Origin of the sequence: Marinobacter sp. LV10R520-4 (assembly GCF_002563815.1) — a bacterium.
Classification (GTDB): Bacteria; Pseudomonadota; Gammaproteobacteria; order Pseudomonadales; family Oleiphilaceae; genus Marinobacter.
Map to the genome: position 1 here is coordinate 2,835,722 of NZ_PDJM01000001.1, position 18,502 is coordinate 2,854,223.

Here is an 18,502-nt window from a genome sequence, read left to right on the forward strand (position 1 = left end):
TTTCAGTGAGTGCCTATGGCCTGCTGTTTGCCCGGTGCAGTGACATCGCTGTTGTCGGGCAGAGCCGATTGGTGACGGGTGCGATTGTCGAAGTAGGTTATGGTGCTGGTCGGGTAGTCGGTAATAATGCTGTCTACCCCCATTTTTTCCAGTCCCAGCATGTCGAAAATGCGGTTTACCGTCCACGCCGATACGTGCATACCCTTGCGGTGGGCATGCTCCACCAGCTCTTTGCTGAGCAACTTCCAGTTGATGCACAGATATTCCACTTCCAGGCGACTGGCAATGGTCATGGGCCGCGGAAATTTGCGTTCTGCCACCAGCCCCAGTCGAATATTGCGATCACGCCGGCGAATTTCCTTCAAAAAATGAACATCCGACGAAGTCACGGCCACTTTGTCATAAAGCCGCCGTGCCTGAATGATTTCCGTCAGCCGGTTGCTGAGCACGTTCATGCGCGGAGATTTATCGCTTTTTACTTCCAGTTGCAGGTGTTCAAGATCGTTAAACCGGTCCAGCAACTGGTCCAGGCTGGGGATGCCCACCGGGCTCGGCCAGGAACTGACGTTGCGGCGAGCGTCCATACCGGTCAGTTCTGCCAGAGTGTAATCGCTGACATTACCTTTAAATGTGGTTGTACGATTCACCGTTAAATCGTGTACCAGCACGGGAATGCCGTCTTTCGACAGCACCAGATCCAGCTCAAAATGGCGTATGCCCTGGCGATAGGCGTGTGCAAAGCCTTCCAGAGTGTTTTCCGGAGCCTCACCTTTGGCGCCGCGGTGTCCGTATACAATCATTTGGCCATTGAATCCTTCACAGTCTTATAAATTGCCTGGCGTTTTTTCCAGGTGTCGTGGCACAAGCGGATATCTTCAAGGTATGCCGGCAATTCGTTCATCAGCAGCGCTTGAGGGCCGTCTACCAGAGCTTTTTCCGGCTTCGGATGGAAATCTACCAGCACCATGTTAGCGCCCGCTACAACACCCTGTGCGGTGGCGTGCATCACCTCCAGAATGCCATCCGGCGCGCGGTCACGGCTGCCCACAGAGTGGGACGGGTCAATACACACCGGCATGCGGGTCAGGCGCTTCACGGTGGGAACATGGGCAAAATCCACCATGTTGCGGTGGGGCTGGCCCGCTTCGGTTTTCATGCCGCGCAGGCAGAAGATCACGTTGGCATTGCCTTCCGACGCCAAGTATTCCGCCGCATTCAAAGACTCGTTCAGAGTAATACCAAAACCACGCTTGAGCAGTGCCGGGTAGGTGCTCTGACGACCAATGGCTTTCAGAAGCTCAAAGTTTTGAGTGTTACGGGTGCCAATTTGCAGCATGACACCGGTAGGGCGCCCCAGCTTTTCCAGGCAGTTGTCGATCTCTTCAATGTGGCTTTCATGGGTAATTTCCATGGCCACCACCTTAATGCCGTGCTTGCCGGCTTTTTCAAACACCCAGGGCAAGCAGCCTTTGCCGTGGCCCTGAAACGAATAGGGGTTGGTGCGTGGCTTGTACGCACCCATACGGGTACACACTTCACCGTGCTGTTCCAGCGCCTGCATCATTTGCTCGACGTGTTCGGGCACATCCACCGCGCACAGGCCGGCAAAAATATTCAGATTGGACTGGTTAAAATCCACGCCGTTGTAGGTAAAGCCGTTTTGACGGTTGTTGTCTTTATGGCGTCCCAGAATCCGGTAATCTTCGGAAATGCGGATAGCCCGCTCGACCGCCGGCAGTGCTTCAATGTCTTCTTTATTGAGGCCCTTGGTGTTGCCTAGCAAATACACTTCGGTTAACCGCTGCGTCGCACCCTGAATTTCGTGAACGCGCACTGAAACGCCGGGTAAGTTTTCCAGAAAATTCAGCGTGATGCGATAAGCGTCGCTGTCCATCGGGGTGTCAGGGTGAAGAATGGCTAGCATGGTGTGTCCTCAAAGTTTATTGCGCAGCTTCCGCACGGTGCCGGGCTCGTCTTTAAGAGTTTAGAGCTCAGCCTATGGCTTCTGCCCGTTGGCGTATTTGCGCTTCCAGTTTCCGCTGGTCTGCCGCAAAAAGGCGAATGCCGTCTGCCAGCTTTTCGGTTGCCATGGCATCGTTGTTCGAGTCCCAACGGAACTGCTTTTCGTCCATGCGGCTGCGCTTGTCTTTAGAACGGGCACCAGCCGGGCTGAGCTTGCGCTCAAGCGAACCCGTGTCGTTCTGGAGCGCCTGCATCAGCGCCGGGCTTATGGTCAGCCGGTCACAACCGGCCAACATTTCAATTTGCCCGGTGTTGCGGAAACTGGCGGCCATCACCGCGGTGTTGAAATCGTTGGTTTTGTAGTAATTATAAATACGCTCCACTGACAGCACACCCGGGTCTTCACTGGCAGGAAAACTGTCGCGACCGCTGTCTGCCAGATGCCAGTCCATAATACGGCCAACAAACGGTGAAATCAGTGCCACCCCGGCCTGTGCACAGGCAACGGCCTGAGCGAACGAGAACAGCAACGTAAGGTTGCAGCGAATGCCTTCTTTTTCCAGCTGCTCGGCGGCTTTGATGCCTTCCCAAGTGGCGGCAATCTTGATTAGCACGCGCTGGGTATCAATACCCTGCTGGTCATAAAGCTCAACCATACGCCGTGCCCGCGACAGAGTGCCAACGGTGTCAAACGACAGGCGGGCATCTACTTCGGTAGACACCACACCGGGAACCAGCTTCAGAATTTCGCCGCCAGCCAGCACCGCCAGAATGTCGGTCGCCAAAACAAGTTGGTCTGCGCTTGCGCCGGCCTGGCGTTTTGCCGCTGCAATCGCTTTGTCGACCATCGGCTTATAAGCGTCAGATTCAACGGCCTTGAGCAGCAGCGACGGGTTAGTCGTGGCATCTTGCGGGCGCCAGGCGGCAATGGCATCCAGATCGCCGGTGTCAGCTACTACGGTGGTCATGGTTTTCAGTTGCTCAAGCTTGTTGCTCATTCGCGCTGGTGTCCTGCTACGTCGGTTACGTTGGTAAAGAAAGATTACGGCTGACTACAATAACGGGCCACCGCAGGCCGAACAAGACAACCAAAGGTTATTCAGCCATTAAATGGCATTACGCTTCGGTAAATACGGTGGCAATTCCCGTTTGTGGAACCTTGGCCAGGGCCTCGCGCAAAACATCTAGCCCGGCGCCCGGTTTGTGGGCATTTTCGCTGATGTAACGGCGGAATTGGCGCCCACCCGGAACACCATGGAACAATCCGAGCATGTGCCTTGAAATATGGCCCAGATACACACCGCGCGCCAGTTCTTGTTCAATAAACGGATACAAGGCTTCCAAAGTGTCATGACGGCTAACAGTCTTTTCCGGCTCGCCGAAAAATTCGCTGTCTACTTGCGTCAGAATCCACGGGTTATGGTACGCCTCGCGGCCCAGCATAACGCCATCGGTATGGGCCAGATGCTGGTGGCATTCATCCACGGTTTTTATGCCACCGTTAATGATGATTTCCAGCTGCGGATACTTGGCTTTCAAGCGATACACCCAATCGTACTTCAACGGCGGCACATCGCGGTTTTCTTTCGGGCTCAGCCCTTCCAGAACCGCGATACGGGCGTGAACAATAAAGGTTTTACAGCCCGCGGCTGCCACCGTCTCAATAAACCCGCACAGCTCATCCCAGGATTCGCGGCCATTAATACCAATACGGTGTTTCACCGTCACCGGAATGTCTGTAGCTGCCTGCATCGCTTTAAAACCTTCAGCCACCATATCCGGATGGCCCATCAAGCAAGCGCCGATCATATTGTTCTGCACCCTGTCACTGGGGCAGCCCACATTCAAATTCACCTCGCTAAACCCGAACTGCTGCGCCAGCCCGGCACAATGCGCCAGTTCGCCGGCATTGCTGCCACCTAACTGCAACGCCAGCGGATATTCTGCCGCGTTGTGATGCAAAAAACGCTCGGTATCGCCGTGAATCAAAGCGCCGGTAGTGACCATTTCGGTGTACAGCAGTGCGTGCTTGCTGAGCTGGCGCGCCATGTAACGATAATGCGGGGTTGTCCATTCCATCATTGGCGCAACGCAGAAGCGGCGGGAGGGTTCCGCGCTGATTGGCTTAGGAGCTTGAACGAATTTTGCGGTGTTTTCTGAAGGCACGGTAATACTCACTTCCTGCTGGATGTTGCCTGCTTTTTGAGCTGCCAATTCTATCAGGAAAGTGGTTTCGTTGGTTCACTGGATTGGGCCGGGTGCCACCGTAGAACAAATCGTTAACCTCATCCCAAGCCTCCGCAGTATCTGGTTGAGCGCGTATCGTCTGACTGTCGTATCCTTGCAACGATATCTGATCGACCCGCCAACCCTGTTTTGATTTTCCTCACTGGTGGCTCGGAACAAACGGTGCGAGCGAATAGTCCTCTAGACTTGGGTCGCTAACCGGAAGGCGCTATACTCCAAAAACTGTGAAATACTGGTAAAAACAATGAAAAACAATCAAACGGACCAGATTATGACTCTGGAGGAGCTGGCGAACTATTTGAAGATCTCCAAATCGACCGTTTATAAACTGGCTCAGGAAGGGCGTATACCAGGGCAAAAACTTGGCAAACAATGGCGCTTCGGAAAGCAGGCTATCGATGATTGGCTCAGTCACCAAGCCCGGACAGAGGGTAGAGATTGATCATGTTTACACCTCATCAAAGTGCCTACTTCGCGAACTGGCTTACCCAAACCGGAAAAGTTGAAAATCGGGTCTCCCGGGCGATGGCATCTGCTCGTGTTGATATGAATCCCCATCAGATTGAGGCAGCCAGGTTTGCCCTGAAATCCCCTCTGGAAAAAGGGGTTTTACTCGCTGACGAAGTTGGTCTGGGTAAAACCATTGAAGCCAGTTTAGTGATGGCCCAGAAGTGGGCTGAGGGTAAGCGGAATATACTTTTGGTCGTCCCAGCGTCACTTCGTAAGCAGTGGAGTCAGGAGCTACAAGACAAGTTTGAGCTGCCTTCAATCATCATTGACAGCAAGGTTGCCGCTGCACTCAAGAAAGAGGGCATCCACAACCCGTTCTCCCATGAATGCAAGATTGTAATCTGCTCATATGAGTATGTTGCGCGCCAGAAAGAAAAGGTGCAGCTCGTCGATTGGCATTTAGTAGTCTTTGATGAAGCCCATAAACTCCGCAACATCTATCAGAATTCAGGCAGTAAACGGGCGAAGACCATTGTTGAAGCGACTCAGTATGCCGATAGCCGCGTGTTGCTGTCGGCCACGCCTATTCAAAATAAGCTAATGGAACTCTATGGTCTGAGTCAGGTAATCGACGCCCATTATTTTGGTGATGCCAAATCCTTCCGGAAGCTCTACGTTAACCGTCAGAACGACAAACAAGCTCTGGAGGACCTTAAACAGCGGATAGAGCCCCTGTGTCACCGTACTTTGCGGCGTCAGGTGCAACAAGAAGGGGGCATCAGTTTCACTAACCGCTACTCTCTTACTCAGGACTTTACGCCTCTGCCCGAAGAGTGGGAGTTGTATCAGAAACTCTCCCATTACTTGCAGGACCCGAATATTCAGGCGATTAGCCATCAAGCAAAGCACCTGGTCAGTATGGGCCTTCGGAAGATCCTGGCTTCATCCTCCTTTGCTGTGGCCGATACGTTGAAGGGGATGGTCGAGCGCCTGAAAGACAAACAGTTGCTAAATGAAGAAGCTCTTTCGGACATCGAAGAAGCAGATGACTGGCTGGATGCTGAATTTGGAGATGATGAGACCCAGGCAACTACAAAAACAGATAGACTTCAGCACGAGATTGAGCAGTTAACGGAGTTTCAATCCTTAGCGCAAAACATTAGTGAAAACGCAAAAGGTAACGCCCTTCTGACGGTGCTTGAAAAGGCCATGGCGATGACTGAAAGCCTGGGAGGTCAGCGAAAGGCCGTTGTGTTCACCGAGTCATGCAGAACGCAACGGTATTTAAACGATTTGCTTGAAGGCAACGATTATCGCGGTCGAACGGTGCTCTTGAACGGGTCCAACGCAGACTCGCGCTCGAAAGCCATCTACAAAGAATGGTTGGAAGAACACCGTGGATCGGCGCGGATTAGTGGCTCAAAACCGGCGGATATGAAGGCCGCACTGGTCGATTGTTTCAAGAGTGAAAAAGCAGATATTCTTGTTTCCACCGAAGCCGGCGGCGAAGGTATCAACCTGCAGTTCTGCTCTGTACTGATTAATTACGACCTGCCCTGGAACCCTCAGAAGGTGGAACAGCGTATTGGCCGGGTGCATCGCTACGGCCAGAAAAATGACGTGGTCGTTGTGAACTTTGTTAACCGCAAAAACCCGGCCGACCAACGCGTGTTTCAGCTGCTTAACGAGAAACTCAAGTTATTCGAAGGGGTGTTTGGGGCGTCGGACGAAATATTAGGGGCCATCGAAGGCAACATCGACATAGAACGCCGTATCTATGATATTTACCAGAAGTGCCGAACAGACGCGGAGATTGAGCAAGAGTTCGATCAATTACAAGAGAGTCTAAAGGACATTCTGGACGTCAGAGAGGCTGAAGCCCGACAGACCCTGCTAAACGATTTTGACCGTGATGTTGTGGCAACGCTGAGAACACTGCGCGACGAAAGTAACGACTTTCTTCAGGAGTATGAGCGGGTCCTACTGGATTTAGCGAGAGCAGAACTGCCAGCAGCAATTTTCAATACCAATCATTTTGTCCTGGACGGCCAACGGTATGACTTAAGCTGGCCTCTGGTCGAACAGAACAACTCGGAATTCTTTCGTCTGCAAGCGACAAAGCATCATCTTGCCTGGGAGCTTGTCCGCAAAGCAAAAAGCTATCGGTTGGAGTCAGCGCATCTGATCTTTCAGTATGATCAAATGGAAGGCCAGTATGCTGCGCTAAAGGTGTATCTGGGCCAGTCTGGAACCTTGACCGCTTTTGAGATTCGCTTTTCTTATAATCGAGGAAAGGACGTAAAAAACCAACTGGTTGTTTTGGCGAAAACTGACTCTGGCGAGTTGCTCACGCCGGGAAATGCCGAGCACCTGCTCTTTGTTCCGGCGTATTCGAAGTCGTTGGAACGGATCATCGATGAAAATGAATTTGCCGACTATCAAGCCCAGGTGATTGACGAACAAACCCTCCAGACCGAAGCCGAACTTGATAACTATCTGGAGCAGGAGTCCGACAAGCTGGAGCGCTGGGCCGACGACCGGCGCAAAGTCTTGATGGAAACCGTGGATGAGCTGGCTGAAGACATTCATCAGCTAAAGAAAGCGTCGCGACAACTGGCATCCACGGCTGAAAAGATCCAGGCGAAAAAAGAGCTGAGAAAGCTGGAGCGCAAGCGAGACGATGCTTTGCATGAATACCACGAATCCAGAAAAGTCATTGAGCAAGAAGAAGACCGCCTGCTGGATGAGGTTGCCGAAAAGCTGGAATTGACCTGCGAGGTGAGAAATCTATTCACCATTCGCTGGACTCTAACTCATTGAGCCTTAACGAGACATCAAGATGGATCAGGAAAAACTCGTCAAAGACCTGTTGTTTCATATTCGCCTGGGCGAAGACTCCAGTATTGAATTCAAAGCCGTCACTTATGAGGGTGAACGGCCCAAAGATCCAAACCGGGATAAAATGGCCCATGAAATTGCCGCCTTCGCCAATGGCCAGGGCGGACGACTTGTGTTGGGTGTGGTTGACAAAACACGGGAAGTGGTGGGCATTGCCGACGAAAAAGTCGCTAAAACCGAAGAGTGGGTGGTCAACATCAGCCAGAGCAATATCAATCCTCCGGTCAGACTGGACACCCACCTGGTTCAGCTCCCGGACCATCGCGGTGATTTGAAAACGGTGATCTGTGTCGACATCTCAAGAAGCATCTCTGTACACCAAAGTGCGGGGCGTTACTACCAGCGTGTCGGCTCCACCAAGCAGGAAATGAAACCGGAAGTCCTTGCACGCTTATTTCAACAGCGTTCTCAGGCACGGCTGATCCGATTCGACGAAGCCCTGGTGCCGGGGACCCAAGTCGAAGATATTGATAAATCTTTGAAACAGCGTTTTTTGAAACCGAATACGCCCGAGAAAGAGCAGCTTCACAAGCTGCATTTGACCGCTAAAGACGACTACGACGAAGGCCTATCGGTCTGTGGCGTACTGCTGCTTACGCCTGATCCCACCCAGTGGTTGAACAATGCCTATGTCCAATGCGTGTTTTATAGCGGCACCGCGCGGGACGCGGAAGACCAGCTCGACGCACAGGATTACACCGGCCCCATAGACCAACAAATCAACGGTGCGGTGGATTTCGTTAAACGGAACATGCGCATAGAAGCCAAAAAACAAATCGGCCGGGTCGATATTCCGCAATACGATCTGGGGGCGATTTTCGAAGCCGTAGTCAATGCGGTTGCGCACCGAGACTACTCCATGACTGGTCGGCGTATCCGTTTACACCTGTTTGCAGACCGCCTGGAACTCTACTCCCCGGGCGAGCTTTCCAACAGCCTTACCATCGATGGTTTAATGGAGAACACCGTCACCCGCAACGAGGCATTGGTAAACTTGTTGAGTCGCTACTATCAGGCCCGGGAAGAGGCAGGCCGCCAGGCGTTGATTGAACGGCGGGGAGAAGGCGTGCCCAAAATCGTCCACCGCAGTACCGAGCTGAGCGGCAAGGAGCCCGAGTATCGCCTCATCGACGACCGTGAGTTACTGCTCACAATTTATGCAGCCAGCAAAGAATCCCGACGCTAACATTCTGTCATGCTATGTCGCCACACCGGAGCAAGCTAAGGCGCGATCGGAAGTGTAAGAGGAAAAATGCAGCTATGACATTGCAAGATCAGGCCAGCCAACTCAGCAAACCGGAACTGATCCGCCTGCTCAGTGCCATCTATGGCGTCGCGGATCATATCGACGACATTATCGACCGCCATCTGGCCATAGGCAGAGATGAGGAGCCGGGAGCCAATCCTGTGGTTCGAGTTCTGGCCTGCCAGATTGAGAAATTCCGGGATGATGATGAGTTTATCGACTATCGCGCCAGCACCGGATTCGCCAACCGGTTGGAGAGCGTTCTCGATGACATTGACGACCTACTTGGAACGGACGACCCTGCGGCGGCCCTAGAACTGACCGAGATGTTTTTGACGTTACCGGATACGCTCTTTGAACGAGTGGATGATTCCGACGGCAGCCTTGGAGGGGTGTTTCAGAAAGCCGTTAAACAGTGGCTTTTGCTTGCGGAGGGTGTCCGTGCTGCGAATTCGGAGGCGGAGTCGTGGGTTGAGAAGGTTCTGCATTACTTTCATAACAATGAATACGGTGTGTTTGACGACATCATCGCCGGGAGTAACACCCTGCTAACGGACCAGGAGTTTCAGCAACTGGCATGGCGGTTTGAAAACGAAGCAAGGCAAGCCGTGGAAGCTAGCAACACATCGCGCCATAACCACAGCGGCGCAACGGCGCTCCATGGCCTTCAGTCCGTGGCGGAGGCCTTGTCTGATATACATCTGTATGAAACGAGCATGTTACTTCGAAGCCCTGAGCCCAACACATTGCAGCTGGATTCCCTCATTCGTTTCGCATTGACGATCGGCGAACTGGATCGGGCCGAACACTGGCTGGAACAACCCCAGTGGCACAATGATCCTCGTCGGCACCGTTCCCTGCGTAACCTGTGGTTACAGCAAAAAGGCCAGACCGATCAACTCAAGCGGGAGTTACTGGACGCATTCCAACAGCGGCCAGACCTTCACAGCCTGGAAGCCAGCTGGCGGCTAGCCAGCGAACAGGAGCGGCGGCAACTGCGCCAGCAGGTGGAAGAAATGGCGGAACCGCCTGACGATGTGTACGACCGGGTGACGATGCTGATCACGGTAAACAGCCTCGACAAGGCCGCTCAGCTACTAGTTCATTACCATAACGATCTCAGATTCTACCATTACACCGCCCTTCAAACCTGGCTTCGCACCTTCGAAGCCAACGGCAATGGCCTGGCAATGGTTGTGTGTTACCGGGCCTTGCTCAGCGATCTGCTGGACCGGGGCTTCAGCCGGGCCTACCATCACGGGGTCCGTTACTTCCACCGGCTACTGGCGCTTGATAACGAAATCAATGATTACCACGGGTTGAGTGATGCCCAGTCATACATCCGCCACTTGCAGTCGAAACACGGGCGCAAATGGTCGTTCTGGAAAGAAGCAGATTACCCAGCCAAGCCTGAACAACCCTGATCGCTTGCAACGCTCAAATCACAGTCATTCCGATAAACACCAAGGAAAAGCGCAGTACCATGAGCAACCCAGACACCCAGATGAACTGTTTGGAGATGCTTGTCCCTATATCCTTCCTTCTGTTGTGCTTGTCCATTGTGGGTCTTATCGGCGTGACCCGACTCATGTGGTGTTCTATCGGGAGCGCACCATGGCTTGGTTGGCGCAAAATCTGGGGTTGAATTTCGAGATACCGGCCAAAGATGTGGCGCTTTTCCAGCAACAAGCCCGGTAGGTCCCGTGATCTGGCCTGTTGCTCTGCTATGACCGTGGCCGACGGTCTCCTTCTATAAAGTTCACCAAAAAAAAGCGGGAAGCCCCTAAATTCATTTATGGGGAGGGAAACGTCGCAAAAAATAGTATTTTAGGTTTAGTTAGTAGCTAATACGTGTATACTCTTTCCATGAGCGAATTTAAAGTAAGATACAAGTCAAACAACAACGTGGTGTATTCCTGTAAGTACCACGTTATTTGGTGTCCAAAGTACCGAAGACCCGTGCTTGTGGATCAAATAGAACATCGCCTAAAAGAGATTATACAGGACATAGCCAATAATCATGATTCTGAGATATTGGAGCTGGAGGTTATGCCCGATCACGTTCACTTGCTAGTCGAAGTTGATCCGCAATACGGTGTCCATAAACTGATCAAATCCATGAAGGGGGTTTCATCCAGAACGCTGAGAGCGGAGTTTCCCGCGCTCAAATCGCGCCTACCGACCTTGTGGAGCAATTCGTACTTTGTGAGCACCGTAGGCGGCGCTCCGCTTGAAATCGTTAAGCAGTACATTGAGAACCAGAAAAACGTATGAAACGCGCAAAAACCCCAACCTTTATTGTCGAACTGCCGCTGTCCGTGTGCGACAACACCGAACGGCAGCTTACCGCTCGCCTATTGGCCGGCACTCGACTGTATAACGCGGCGCTGGGCGAAGCCCTGCGACGCCTGGGGTTGATGCGCGAATCGAAGGCGTGGCAGGCGGCTAGAAAACTGAAAGCCAAAGAACGATCCGCCGCATTTGGTTCGGCCATTAAGGCGCATCATTTTACCTCAGCTTCGGTTTCCGCTTTTGCCACCGGCTGTAAAAATGCCGCTGGCCGGAAAAGCCGGTTAAGTGCGAACGAAACCCAGCGCATTGCTGAAACCGCGTTTGATTCGGCTGAGCAATACAGTTTTGGTAAACGCGGCCGCCCGCGCTTCAAGAACGCTAAACGACCGCTAAAATCCTTCACCGGAAAAACCAACAAAGCAGGCATTCGGTACCGCGCCGAACTGGGCGTGGTGGAATGGGCCGGATTGGTGATGGCGGTAAAATACCCACCAAAAGGAAAAGACGTTTGGCTTGAAAAAGCGCTGGAAGCTGCCACTAAATTCTGCCGGATTGTGTGGCGAACGGTCAAAGGAAAACGCCGCTGGTATCTCCAGCTTGCGCAAACCGGCCTAACGCCGGCTAAAGAAAAGAATACGACCCAGCCCGGACGAGAAGTGGGCTTGGATGTTGGTCCCTCTACCGTGGCCGTGGTATCAGAATCCGGTGCTGAACTGTTCAAGTTTTGCCCCACCATCAACCAACCCTGGAAAGAGATTCGCCGTATTCAGAGAGCCATGGATCGTTCGCGGCGAGCGACAAACCCTCACTGCTACAACGCCAATGGCACCTGGAAAAAAGGCGCCAGAGTCACGGTGGTGTCCAAGAATTATCGGGAGCTGAAACACGCACTGGCAGAAAGCGAGCGCAAACTGACCGATGAGCGAAAGCGTTCCCACGGAGAGCTGGGCAACACCGTAATGCATTTGGGCAACGTCCTCAAAGCCGAAAAACTGTCGTACAAGGCGTGGCAAAAATTGTACGGAAAAAGTGTCAAAGTCAAAGCGCCCAGTGCGTTCATGCAGAGGCTAAACCGCAAGGCTGAAAGCGCCGGTGGTCAACTTTTGGAACTGAATACCTGGAGCTTGAAGATGTCGCAGTACGATCATGTCAGCGGCGAATGCCACAAAAAACAACTCAGCGAACGATGGCATATTCTCGGCGGCAAAGCCGCCGAGATAACGGAAAGCTCCGTCATTGTTCAACGAGATATGTACTCGGCCTTTTTGGCCTTGTGCGTTGCCGAAAACGGACACCAGTCAAGCCAGTTAAATCATCGCTGGCCGGTTGTGAAGCAGCTACTAGAGAGGACGGGCTGGTGTCGTCAAATACAAATTGCGAGCGGCGGAACTCTTGTTCTTCCCACGGTAACTCCGTCGGAGCGATTCGTCTTTTAGAGTGGCGTCGGTTCGGCTACGGCCCGGAGGTGTAGCTTGGTGAGAGCCAAGCGAGAACCGGGAGACCCCGAACCATTTGGGCGCCATAAAACCCCCTAATTTCAATTATGGGGATGCTTAGGACAAACACGGCTTTTCCGTAGGTCTCGAATGACCATTTCATGATCTCTGAAAAAGCGCTCATTACGTCTTCAAATTCACCGAAGATCTGCGTACTCATCCGGTTGGCATGCACTTCCAGCCCACTGAGCTCGAGGCGTTTGACGATGTCTTTAACGGGCGCTTTGTAGTCGTCCGTCAAAGGGTAGTAGCTGATCTGCGCTGACAGGTACATAGGACCTCCATATCTTTGATAGTCGAAATGCTCTGACAGATACGTTGCTCCCCAGCGAAAAGGTTTTCAATGGGCGGGCGACAAAAGCGGGTTACCATCCGTTAAGGGAAGATGCGTCAGAATGTCGATAGCCCGGTTGCTTCCATCAACCGGTAACGCCAGTAGCGAAACTGTGAGTGGTCGGCATAAGCTTCATAAGGCAGACTCAGCACAGGAGTTGTGGCAGGCCCGGCTTGCCATTGGCGGTCAAAGAAGGCCTGGGCCTGCTCTATCAACGGGGTTTTAGTCAAGCCCCGAATGAGGATGTCAGTCTCAAGATTCAGGTCATTCAGGTTGCGACGAGTGAAGTTTGCCGAGCCCATCAGTAGCTGCCCCTGATCATTGGTGTCACGACGAATCAGCATCTTGCTATGGCACTGCTCACCATGGGTATTACACCAGCGGACGGGTATGCCGGCCCGAGTTAATTCCATCGCGACCTGGCGATTGGGAATGCCACTTTTTTCATGGCCGAAAGCTTCCTTGTTCGGGTCCAGCAAAGCCCGAACCTCGACGCCCCGGTTGTGAGCATCGATAAACGCTGTCACCAGTTCACGGTGGGAGAGGTAAAACATGGCCAGGTCCAACTTCGAATCTTGGCGCGCTGAATTAATCATTGTCAGCGCTGATTCGAGAATTTTTTGTTCCGTAACCACGCTGCCGACAGCGCTCTCATCCTGGCCGCCGAAGGTGTTGGGCGAAACGTCCGGGGCCAAGTTCAGCCTGGCATCGGAAAGTGCCAGCACGGCCTGCTCGCTGGCGAGTAAATCGTTCACCGCGGGGCCAGCAAAGCTCAAGGCCATATTGCTGTGCTTACTGCTGCCATCGTGAGGGTTGGCGGAGGTAATCAGGCCTCGGAAACGGTTGCCTTCATCCACGATCAGAACCTTGCGGTGGTTGGCCTTGAAATTCGGCAACGCCAGGTAGCTGCGCAAGGTGACTTCGCCATCATCCAGCAGATTTGGCAGCCAGCCAGAGGTATCCGAGTTTCCCAGCCACTGGCAACAAAGGCGCCAGCCCGCTGACCATATTGGGTTGGAATCTCTGAGCTGGCCGAGGGCGGTCTCTGTCACCGGGATACCAGCGTCCTTCAGACGCTCGAAATAGGGCGACTTGCGGCCTCCGTAAAAGGTATTCAGCGGATCGGTGATAACGACAATGCGGATATCCTCCACCTGCTGGCTGCGGGTTATCAGAGCGCTGGTCAATTGCTCCGACAGTGGCCGGTAACTTTCGTCGGGCCGGCTATCGTTGAACAGGAACATGTCCAATACGATCAGCTTTTCGGCCTGGGCGATCAGCCGGAAGATCTCATCAAAGATGGTGTGTTCTAGCTGTACACTGTCGCTGGCGTCCCGATAGGTCAGATCGGTAAACAACCGGGCATCAATTAAAGGGCGCTCAGGCCCTTGGAAACTCAGCCCTGGAGGCAGTGGTTTTAAAACATGGTATGCACCGATACCGGTGAGAATCAGAACAATCAACAGCAACAGAATTTTCAAAGATATCACTCGTGAATCGGATTAAAAAATGCCAGCAACTCGGCGATTACGGCTTCGGGTTTGCTAAAGCAACGGATGTATTCGGCCACCGTCTCGTCAGAAAGTACGGCTCCCGGTGCGCTCCAGTGTTTCAGTTTCTCAGTCAGATAATAACCCGGATCGGCGCCGATCAGGTGCTCGGGCAGGCCATTCGGCTGAATCAGGAAAAACCAGTGATAATAGCCGGTGGCAAAGTTCTGGTCCGTGTTGCGGAACATATGGAGAGTCGGTGCGATGTCCATTATACAGGCCTTTAGAACTCGATCAGGGTGGTCCAGCGCCATGCGTTGGGTAACCGTACGCCACCTGCAGTCGACTTGATGTGGCTTAGCGGCTGTTTAATGCCTGGATTCAAGTTTTCTTGTAAATTCAGCTTTTTATTACCGGTTAATTTCAAAAATAGGCGACAAATAGGCATCTTGTTCAGGAGCAAAGAGCAAGTTCAGATTTACGCCGCCCGCTGGCTCTGGTATTACAATAACTAACAATCCAATATGGATCCCGAAAGAATTACTCCTGAACAGGAACTGGCCATGGTGGCCTAATGTCTATTTTTGAATCTTACCCGCCAATAATGGGGGACAGCCGCTACGTACCAGAAGAGGAAACTTTATCATGGCCAGTCTTAACCAATTGCGTCGCGATCACGCCAGCATGGCTCGGTTGCTGCACGTACTCTTGATCAGGCACAAAAGCCTGACGCAGGGCGAGCGCCCAGACTTTCATCTGATACGTGAGGTGGTGGACTACATCCTCGAATACATGGACGGCTTCATAATGCCTTTGGAGCGTCTGCACAGCGAACACCTGCTGGCCAAGGCGCCCGAAGCCGAGGCGTTAAGCCATCGAATGGCCGATGATTACCAAGCCTTGCGTAAGCGCCTGAACCTGCTTTCCGAGACGCTCGATATGATCCTGATGGATCACGTGGTGCCTATGGAGCGCTTTATCGAGGACCTCAAAACCTATCTCGATGCCCATCACGCTTACTTAAAGGTCGAGCGTGAACAGCTGTTTCCATTCCTTCGTAAACATCTGACCGATGCGGAGCAAAAGGACCTACTCAAGATGTTGCCAGACAGCTCAAAAGCTAACCTGTCGCGGCTCCGGGAAGATCATCCAGAGCTTTATGCGGAGTTCAAGGCGGCGCCTTCGCCATTCGCTTGAGCACAGTAAAAGCCGGCGCCCTTTGGCGCTGGCGTTGATCACATCACCAAGGTTTGATAGCAGTGAAAATGCCTGTTTTTGTCATATCTCGTCGCAACTCGAAGGCTGCCAAAGCGGCAACCGGATCCACAGCTTGCAGATTACCAAAGTGAATACGGGTCCAGGCGCCACGGCCCACTTTCACGCTATAAATATACCTGTCCTCGGTTTGGCCAGTGTCGGCCCTGACCACCTGCGTAAAGGCCGACAGAATCACTTCCTCAACAGAAGGCGCGCACGCAAAACACTCACCAACCAACCGAATACCCATGCCATGCACATGAGCCATGTAGAGTTTTCGGGAGGCTGTGTCAGAAAGCTCTTTTACCGAAACGCCAATACCTCGCTCGTATACACGTAACTCGGTGGTGGGGAAGTCCTCAATTTCCGGTAAATCCACATCCAGCATCAACATTTTGCCATCCGCAGATAACTCGAATGACAGCTCCGTTTGCTGCGGCCAGTCAATATCCAGCATGTGATCGTCCAGCACAGATTCCATAGCAGCGGTGTTTCCCGTTCGTGCGCTTTGGTAAAGAGTAGCTCGGGCAAATTCACGTTGCTCAAGCGCTAGTTTTTCTTGAGTCCACTGCTCGTGCTGGTTTCGGTAAAGCTGGCCTTTGCGTTCATTTGAGCCTGCAAAGGCTCTGCGCCGGGTCGGGCAAAGGTAGGCCAACCAATCCAGTTTCCGTAGCGCCGGCGCTTGCGGTTCGGGTGCGTCAAAAGGCTCTGCCACCAGCGTGGGGAAGTGATCAGGCGCTGGAGTACCCCAGTGAATGCTGCTGATTCTTGCCATCATCCGGTTATGGCTATTCACCTGCTGCTGCAGAGTATCTTCCAGATGTTGCCGGGCGTATGTTTTTGCAACCTCCAGCGCCGCATCGCCAAGATAATTGCCATCGGCATCCAGAATGGCAATGTCGCCGGTTTTTGTATTCAGCTGTATTTGTGCAACCTCCTCCGCCATGGATGGAACTGCCAGCGATGGCACCGCCGGGCTTGTACTTCGGCCTTCGCCACCGGCTTTATTCAGCTTAAGCAGCCTTTTGCGATAGGACATCCCGGAACCGGGAATGCCCACATTGCCATAAAGCCCGTTTCGCCCCAAAGTGACATTGGCACCACGCACACCGGCAGAAACGCTAATGCCGCGCTTGCCAAGATTGAGCCGAACCCCGGGAAAGATAGAAACCGTTCTACGAAATCGAAATGCCATTTTGAGCCTTATTCTGACTGTGTGATTGTATGAATATTCGCCACCCCAAACGGAATGTGAACCATCGGAATATCCCCCGCATCGGATTGCAGGTGCGATCGTTGGTCATCAAAGAACATGTGGGGCTTTAGCACCTTCAGAATTCGGTCTTTTTCCATTCCACCCAGGAAGAAAACCTCGTTGGCATCCACGCCCCAGTGTTCCAAAGTTGTAATCACGCGTTCATGGGAGGGTGCATTGCGGGCGGTCACGATGGCGATCCTCAATACTCGTTGATAGTTGGGATCGCCCGTCACCGCCTGATCTTCCAGCTTTTGCAAGTGTGATAGCTTACGAAACAAATCCGCAAGCGGGCCGGGGCCGTGCGGGATTTGGGAACGGGACGTCTCGTGCTCCTGAAAATCCTCCAGCGAGCCGTCTTTGAATACCCGTTCTGAAGCGTCATCCGCAATTACACCATCAAAATCAAACGCTATGCGCAGCTCTGGGTCACCTTCATCATCCACCACTTTGCTGGGTAACACCGTACCAGCCGGGTGGCCGTAGTCTATCGCTTGCGACACATCGCTGGCATTGGCCGATAGAAACAGCGAGGCATTGAACGCTGGAATATAAGCATAGGGCGACTTGCCCTCCAGAAAGGCTGCGCGGCTAATGTCCAGGCCGTGGTGGTGAATGGAATGAAACACCCGCTTGCCGGTAATGACCGAATTTCGTGAAAGCAAGACCACTTCCACCGGGCACTGCTTCGGAAATTTCTGGTTCACACTCAAAAAACGTTTTACAAACGGAAAGGCAACGCCTTTTCGCAACGGCTTGGTCAGATGAGTTTCCTGATACTTCCGATAGGCTTTTTCACCTTGCTCGCGAAACACACGGTCGGAATTGGACAAATCAAACAGGGCGCTGGACGCCACAGCAATAACGAGCTTTTGTTCGATGGGGTAGGACATCGGCAGAGTGTTCCTCTTTTTGGCAGGTATCCGGGTCCAGATTTCTACGGCTTAAGATTATAGTGATACTGTGTAAGTATCAGTGCAATCTAACTTATCCGGCTCGGCAACTGGCCGTAACCGATATTAGTTTGTAGACCGTGGCCCCGAGCAGATAGAAACCGTGCACATTGCCCGCACTATGGTCGAAAGCGGAAATGCCTTGGCGGTAATGGGTAACCACGAGTACAACGCAGTTGCCTGGGCTACGCCCGATCCGCAAAACCCCGAACAATACCTGCGCCGCCGCACCGATAAAAACTGGAACCAGCACAAGGCCTTTCTGGAGCAGGTGGGCGAGGGCAGTGAGCTGCACAACAGCATGATCGAATGGTTCAAAACTCTGTCCGTTTACCTTGATTTACCGGAGCTACAAGCCGTTCACGCCTGCTGGCACCCAAAGTACATGAACATGATCGACCCGTTTACAGATGCCGGGCACTATTGGCTTAGGGGTGAGCCTGCGCCGCTGACGGAGCACATTGCTTGTTTGGATTACAGCGTGGCTGGCGGGGAAGGTGGGAAGTTGTGTGGGTATCGGTTTGGGGGGGAGACGCGCTTGAAAAAAGAGAACTTTGTTTTCTGAGGCTCGGCGAACCATCTTGGGAGTTAAGAGATACCATCAACAACTAAAACATCGCCA

The 18,502-nt window shown here is 52.8% G+C and carries 17 protein-coding genes; 8 read left to right on the forward strand and 9 right to left on the reverse strand.

The window, feature by feature from the left end:
• Window positions 1–2 precede the first annotated feature (2 nt).
• The 4 genes from ATG98_RS13860 to dusA form a co-directional block, all read right to left on the reverse strand.
• Complete coding sequence (locus ATG98_RS13860; RefSeq protein WP_098417776.1) at window positions 3–800, reverse strand: glycerophosphodiester phosphodiesterase; 798 nt, start codon at window positions 798–800, stop codon at window positions 3–5.
• Window positions 797–1,924, reverse strand: a complete 1,128-nt coding sequence (locus ATG98_RS13865) for a 3-deoxy-7-phosphoheptulonate synthase (protein WP_098417777.1) — start codon at window positions 1,922–1,924, stop codon at window positions 797–799. The genes ATG98_RS13860 and ATG98_RS13865 overlap by 4 nt, the downstream gene beginning before the upstream one ends.
• Window positions 1,925–1,991: 67 nt before the next feature.
• Entirely contained in the window at window positions 1,992–2,960 is a 969-nt protein-coding gene (gene tal, locus ATG98_RS13870; protein ID WP_098417778.1) for a transaldolase, read from the reverse strand.
• A 118-nt stretch (window positions 2,961–3,078) separates the two neighbouring features.
• A complete protein-coding gene (dusA, locus tag ATG98_RS13875; RefSeq protein WP_267283864.1) occupies window positions 3,079–4,044 on the reverse strand; it encodes a tRNA dihydrouridine(20/20a) synthase DusA in 966 nt (321 codons plus the stop codon).
• A 409-nt stretch (window positions 4,045–4,453) separates the two neighbouring features.
• On the opposite strand from dusA, the gene ATG98_RS13880 reads away from it, so the two are divergent.
• From ATG98_RS13880 to ATG98_RS13910, 6 genes are all read left to right on the forward strand, one after another.
• Entirely contained in the window at window positions 4,454–4,651 is a 198-nt protein-coding gene (locus ATG98_RS13880) for a helix-turn-helix domain-containing protein (protein WP_018405284.1), read from the forward strand.
• Between the two features lie 2 nt (window positions 4,652–4,653).
• Entirely contained in the window at window positions 4,654–7,479 is a 2,826-nt protein-coding gene (locus ATG98_RS13885) for an SNF2-related protein (protein ID WP_098423497.1), read from the forward strand.
• A gap of 19 nt (window positions 7,480–7,498) precedes the next feature.
• Entirely contained in the window at window positions 7,499–8,743 is a 1,245-nt protein-coding gene (locus ATG98_RS13890) for an RNA-binding domain-containing protein (protein WP_098423499.1), read from the forward strand.
• 74 nt (window positions 8,744–8,817) lie between these two features.
• Entirely contained in the window at window positions 8,818–10,227 is a 1,410-nt protein-coding gene (locus ATG98_RS13895) for a DUF6880 family protein (RefSeq protein ID WP_098423501.1), read from the forward strand.
• Between the two features lie 442 nt (window positions 10,228–10,669).
• Window positions 10,670–11,077: an IS200/IS605 family transposase gene (tnpA, locus tag ATG98_RS13905; RefSeq protein ID WP_036185953.1), complete on the forward strand. Its 408-nt coding sequence runs from the start codon at window positions 10,670–10,672 to the stop codon at window positions 11,075–11,077.
• Window positions 11,074–12,531 carry a transposase gene (locus ATG98_RS13910; protein ID WP_098423503.1) on the forward strand — a complete coding sequence of 486 codons (1,458 nt, stop codon included), beginning with the start codon at window positions 11,074–11,076 and terminating at the stop codon, window positions 12,529–12,531. Before tnpA ends, ATG98_RS13910 begins: the two co-directional genes overlap by 4 nt.
• Window positions 12,532–12,547: 16 nt before the next feature.
• Here ATG98_RS13910 and ATG98_RS13915 read toward each other — a convergent pair whose 3' ends face one another.
• The 3 genes from ATG98_RS13915 to ATG98_RS13925 all read right to left on the reverse strand — a co-directional run bounded on the left by ATG98_RS13915 (window position 12,548) and on the right by ATG98_RS13925 (window position 14,687).
• Window positions 12,548–12,865 (reverse strand): YkoF family thiamine/hydroxymethylpyrimidine-binding protein, encoded by a 318-nt coding sequence (locus ATG98_RS13915; protein WP_098417783.1) that lies wholly within the window; start codon window positions 12,863–12,865, stop codon window positions 12,548–12,550.
• Window positions 12,866–12,981: 116 nt separating this feature from the next.
• Complete coding sequence (locus tag ATG98_RS13920) at window positions 12,982–14,415, reverse strand: phospholipase D family protein (protein WP_228706143.1); 1,434 nt, start codon at window positions 14,413–14,415, stop codon at window positions 12,982–12,984.
• A complete protein-coding gene (locus ATG98_RS13925) occupies window positions 14,412–14,687 on the reverse strand; it encodes a hypothetical protein (protein ID WP_179888154.1) in 276 nt (91 codons plus the stop codon). The genes ATG98_RS13920 and ATG98_RS13925 overlap by 4 nt, the downstream gene beginning before the upstream one ends.
• 373 nt (window positions 14,688–15,060) lie before the next feature.
• Between ATG98_RS13925 and ATG98_RS13930 the strand changes: the two genes are divergently transcribed.
• Window positions 15,061–15,612 carry a hemerythrin domain-containing protein gene (locus tag ATG98_RS13930; protein ID WP_098417784.1) on the forward strand — a complete coding sequence of 184 codons (552 nt, stop codon included), beginning with the start codon at window positions 15,061–15,063 and terminating at the stop codon, window positions 15,610–15,612.
• Window positions 15,613–15,655: 43 nt separating this feature from the next.
• Here ATG98_RS13930 and ATG98_RS13935 read toward each other — a convergent pair whose 3' ends face one another.
• Both ATG98_RS13935 and ATG98_RS13940 read right to left on the reverse strand, forming a co-directional pair.
• A complete protein-coding gene (locus ATG98_RS13935; RefSeq protein WP_098423505.1) occupies window positions 15,656–16,867 on the reverse strand; it encodes a DUF4236 domain-containing protein in 1,212 nt (403 codons plus the stop codon).
• Between the two features lie 8 nt (window positions 16,868–16,875).
• Window positions 16,876–17,820: a 5'-nucleotidase gene (locus ATG98_RS13940; protein WP_098423507.1), complete on the reverse strand. Its 945-nt coding sequence runs from the start codon at window positions 17,818–17,820 to the stop codon at window positions 16,876–16,878.
• A gap of 163 nt (window positions 17,821–17,983) precedes the next feature.
• Between ATG98_RS13940 and ATG98_RS13945 the strand changes: the two genes are divergently transcribed.
• Window positions 17,984–18,445: a hypothetical protein gene (locus ATG98_RS13945; protein WP_179888156.1), complete on the forward strand. Its 462-nt coding sequence runs from the start codon at window positions 17,984–17,986 to the stop codon at window positions 18,443–18,445.
• Window positions 18,446–18,502: the final 57 nt, after the last annotated feature.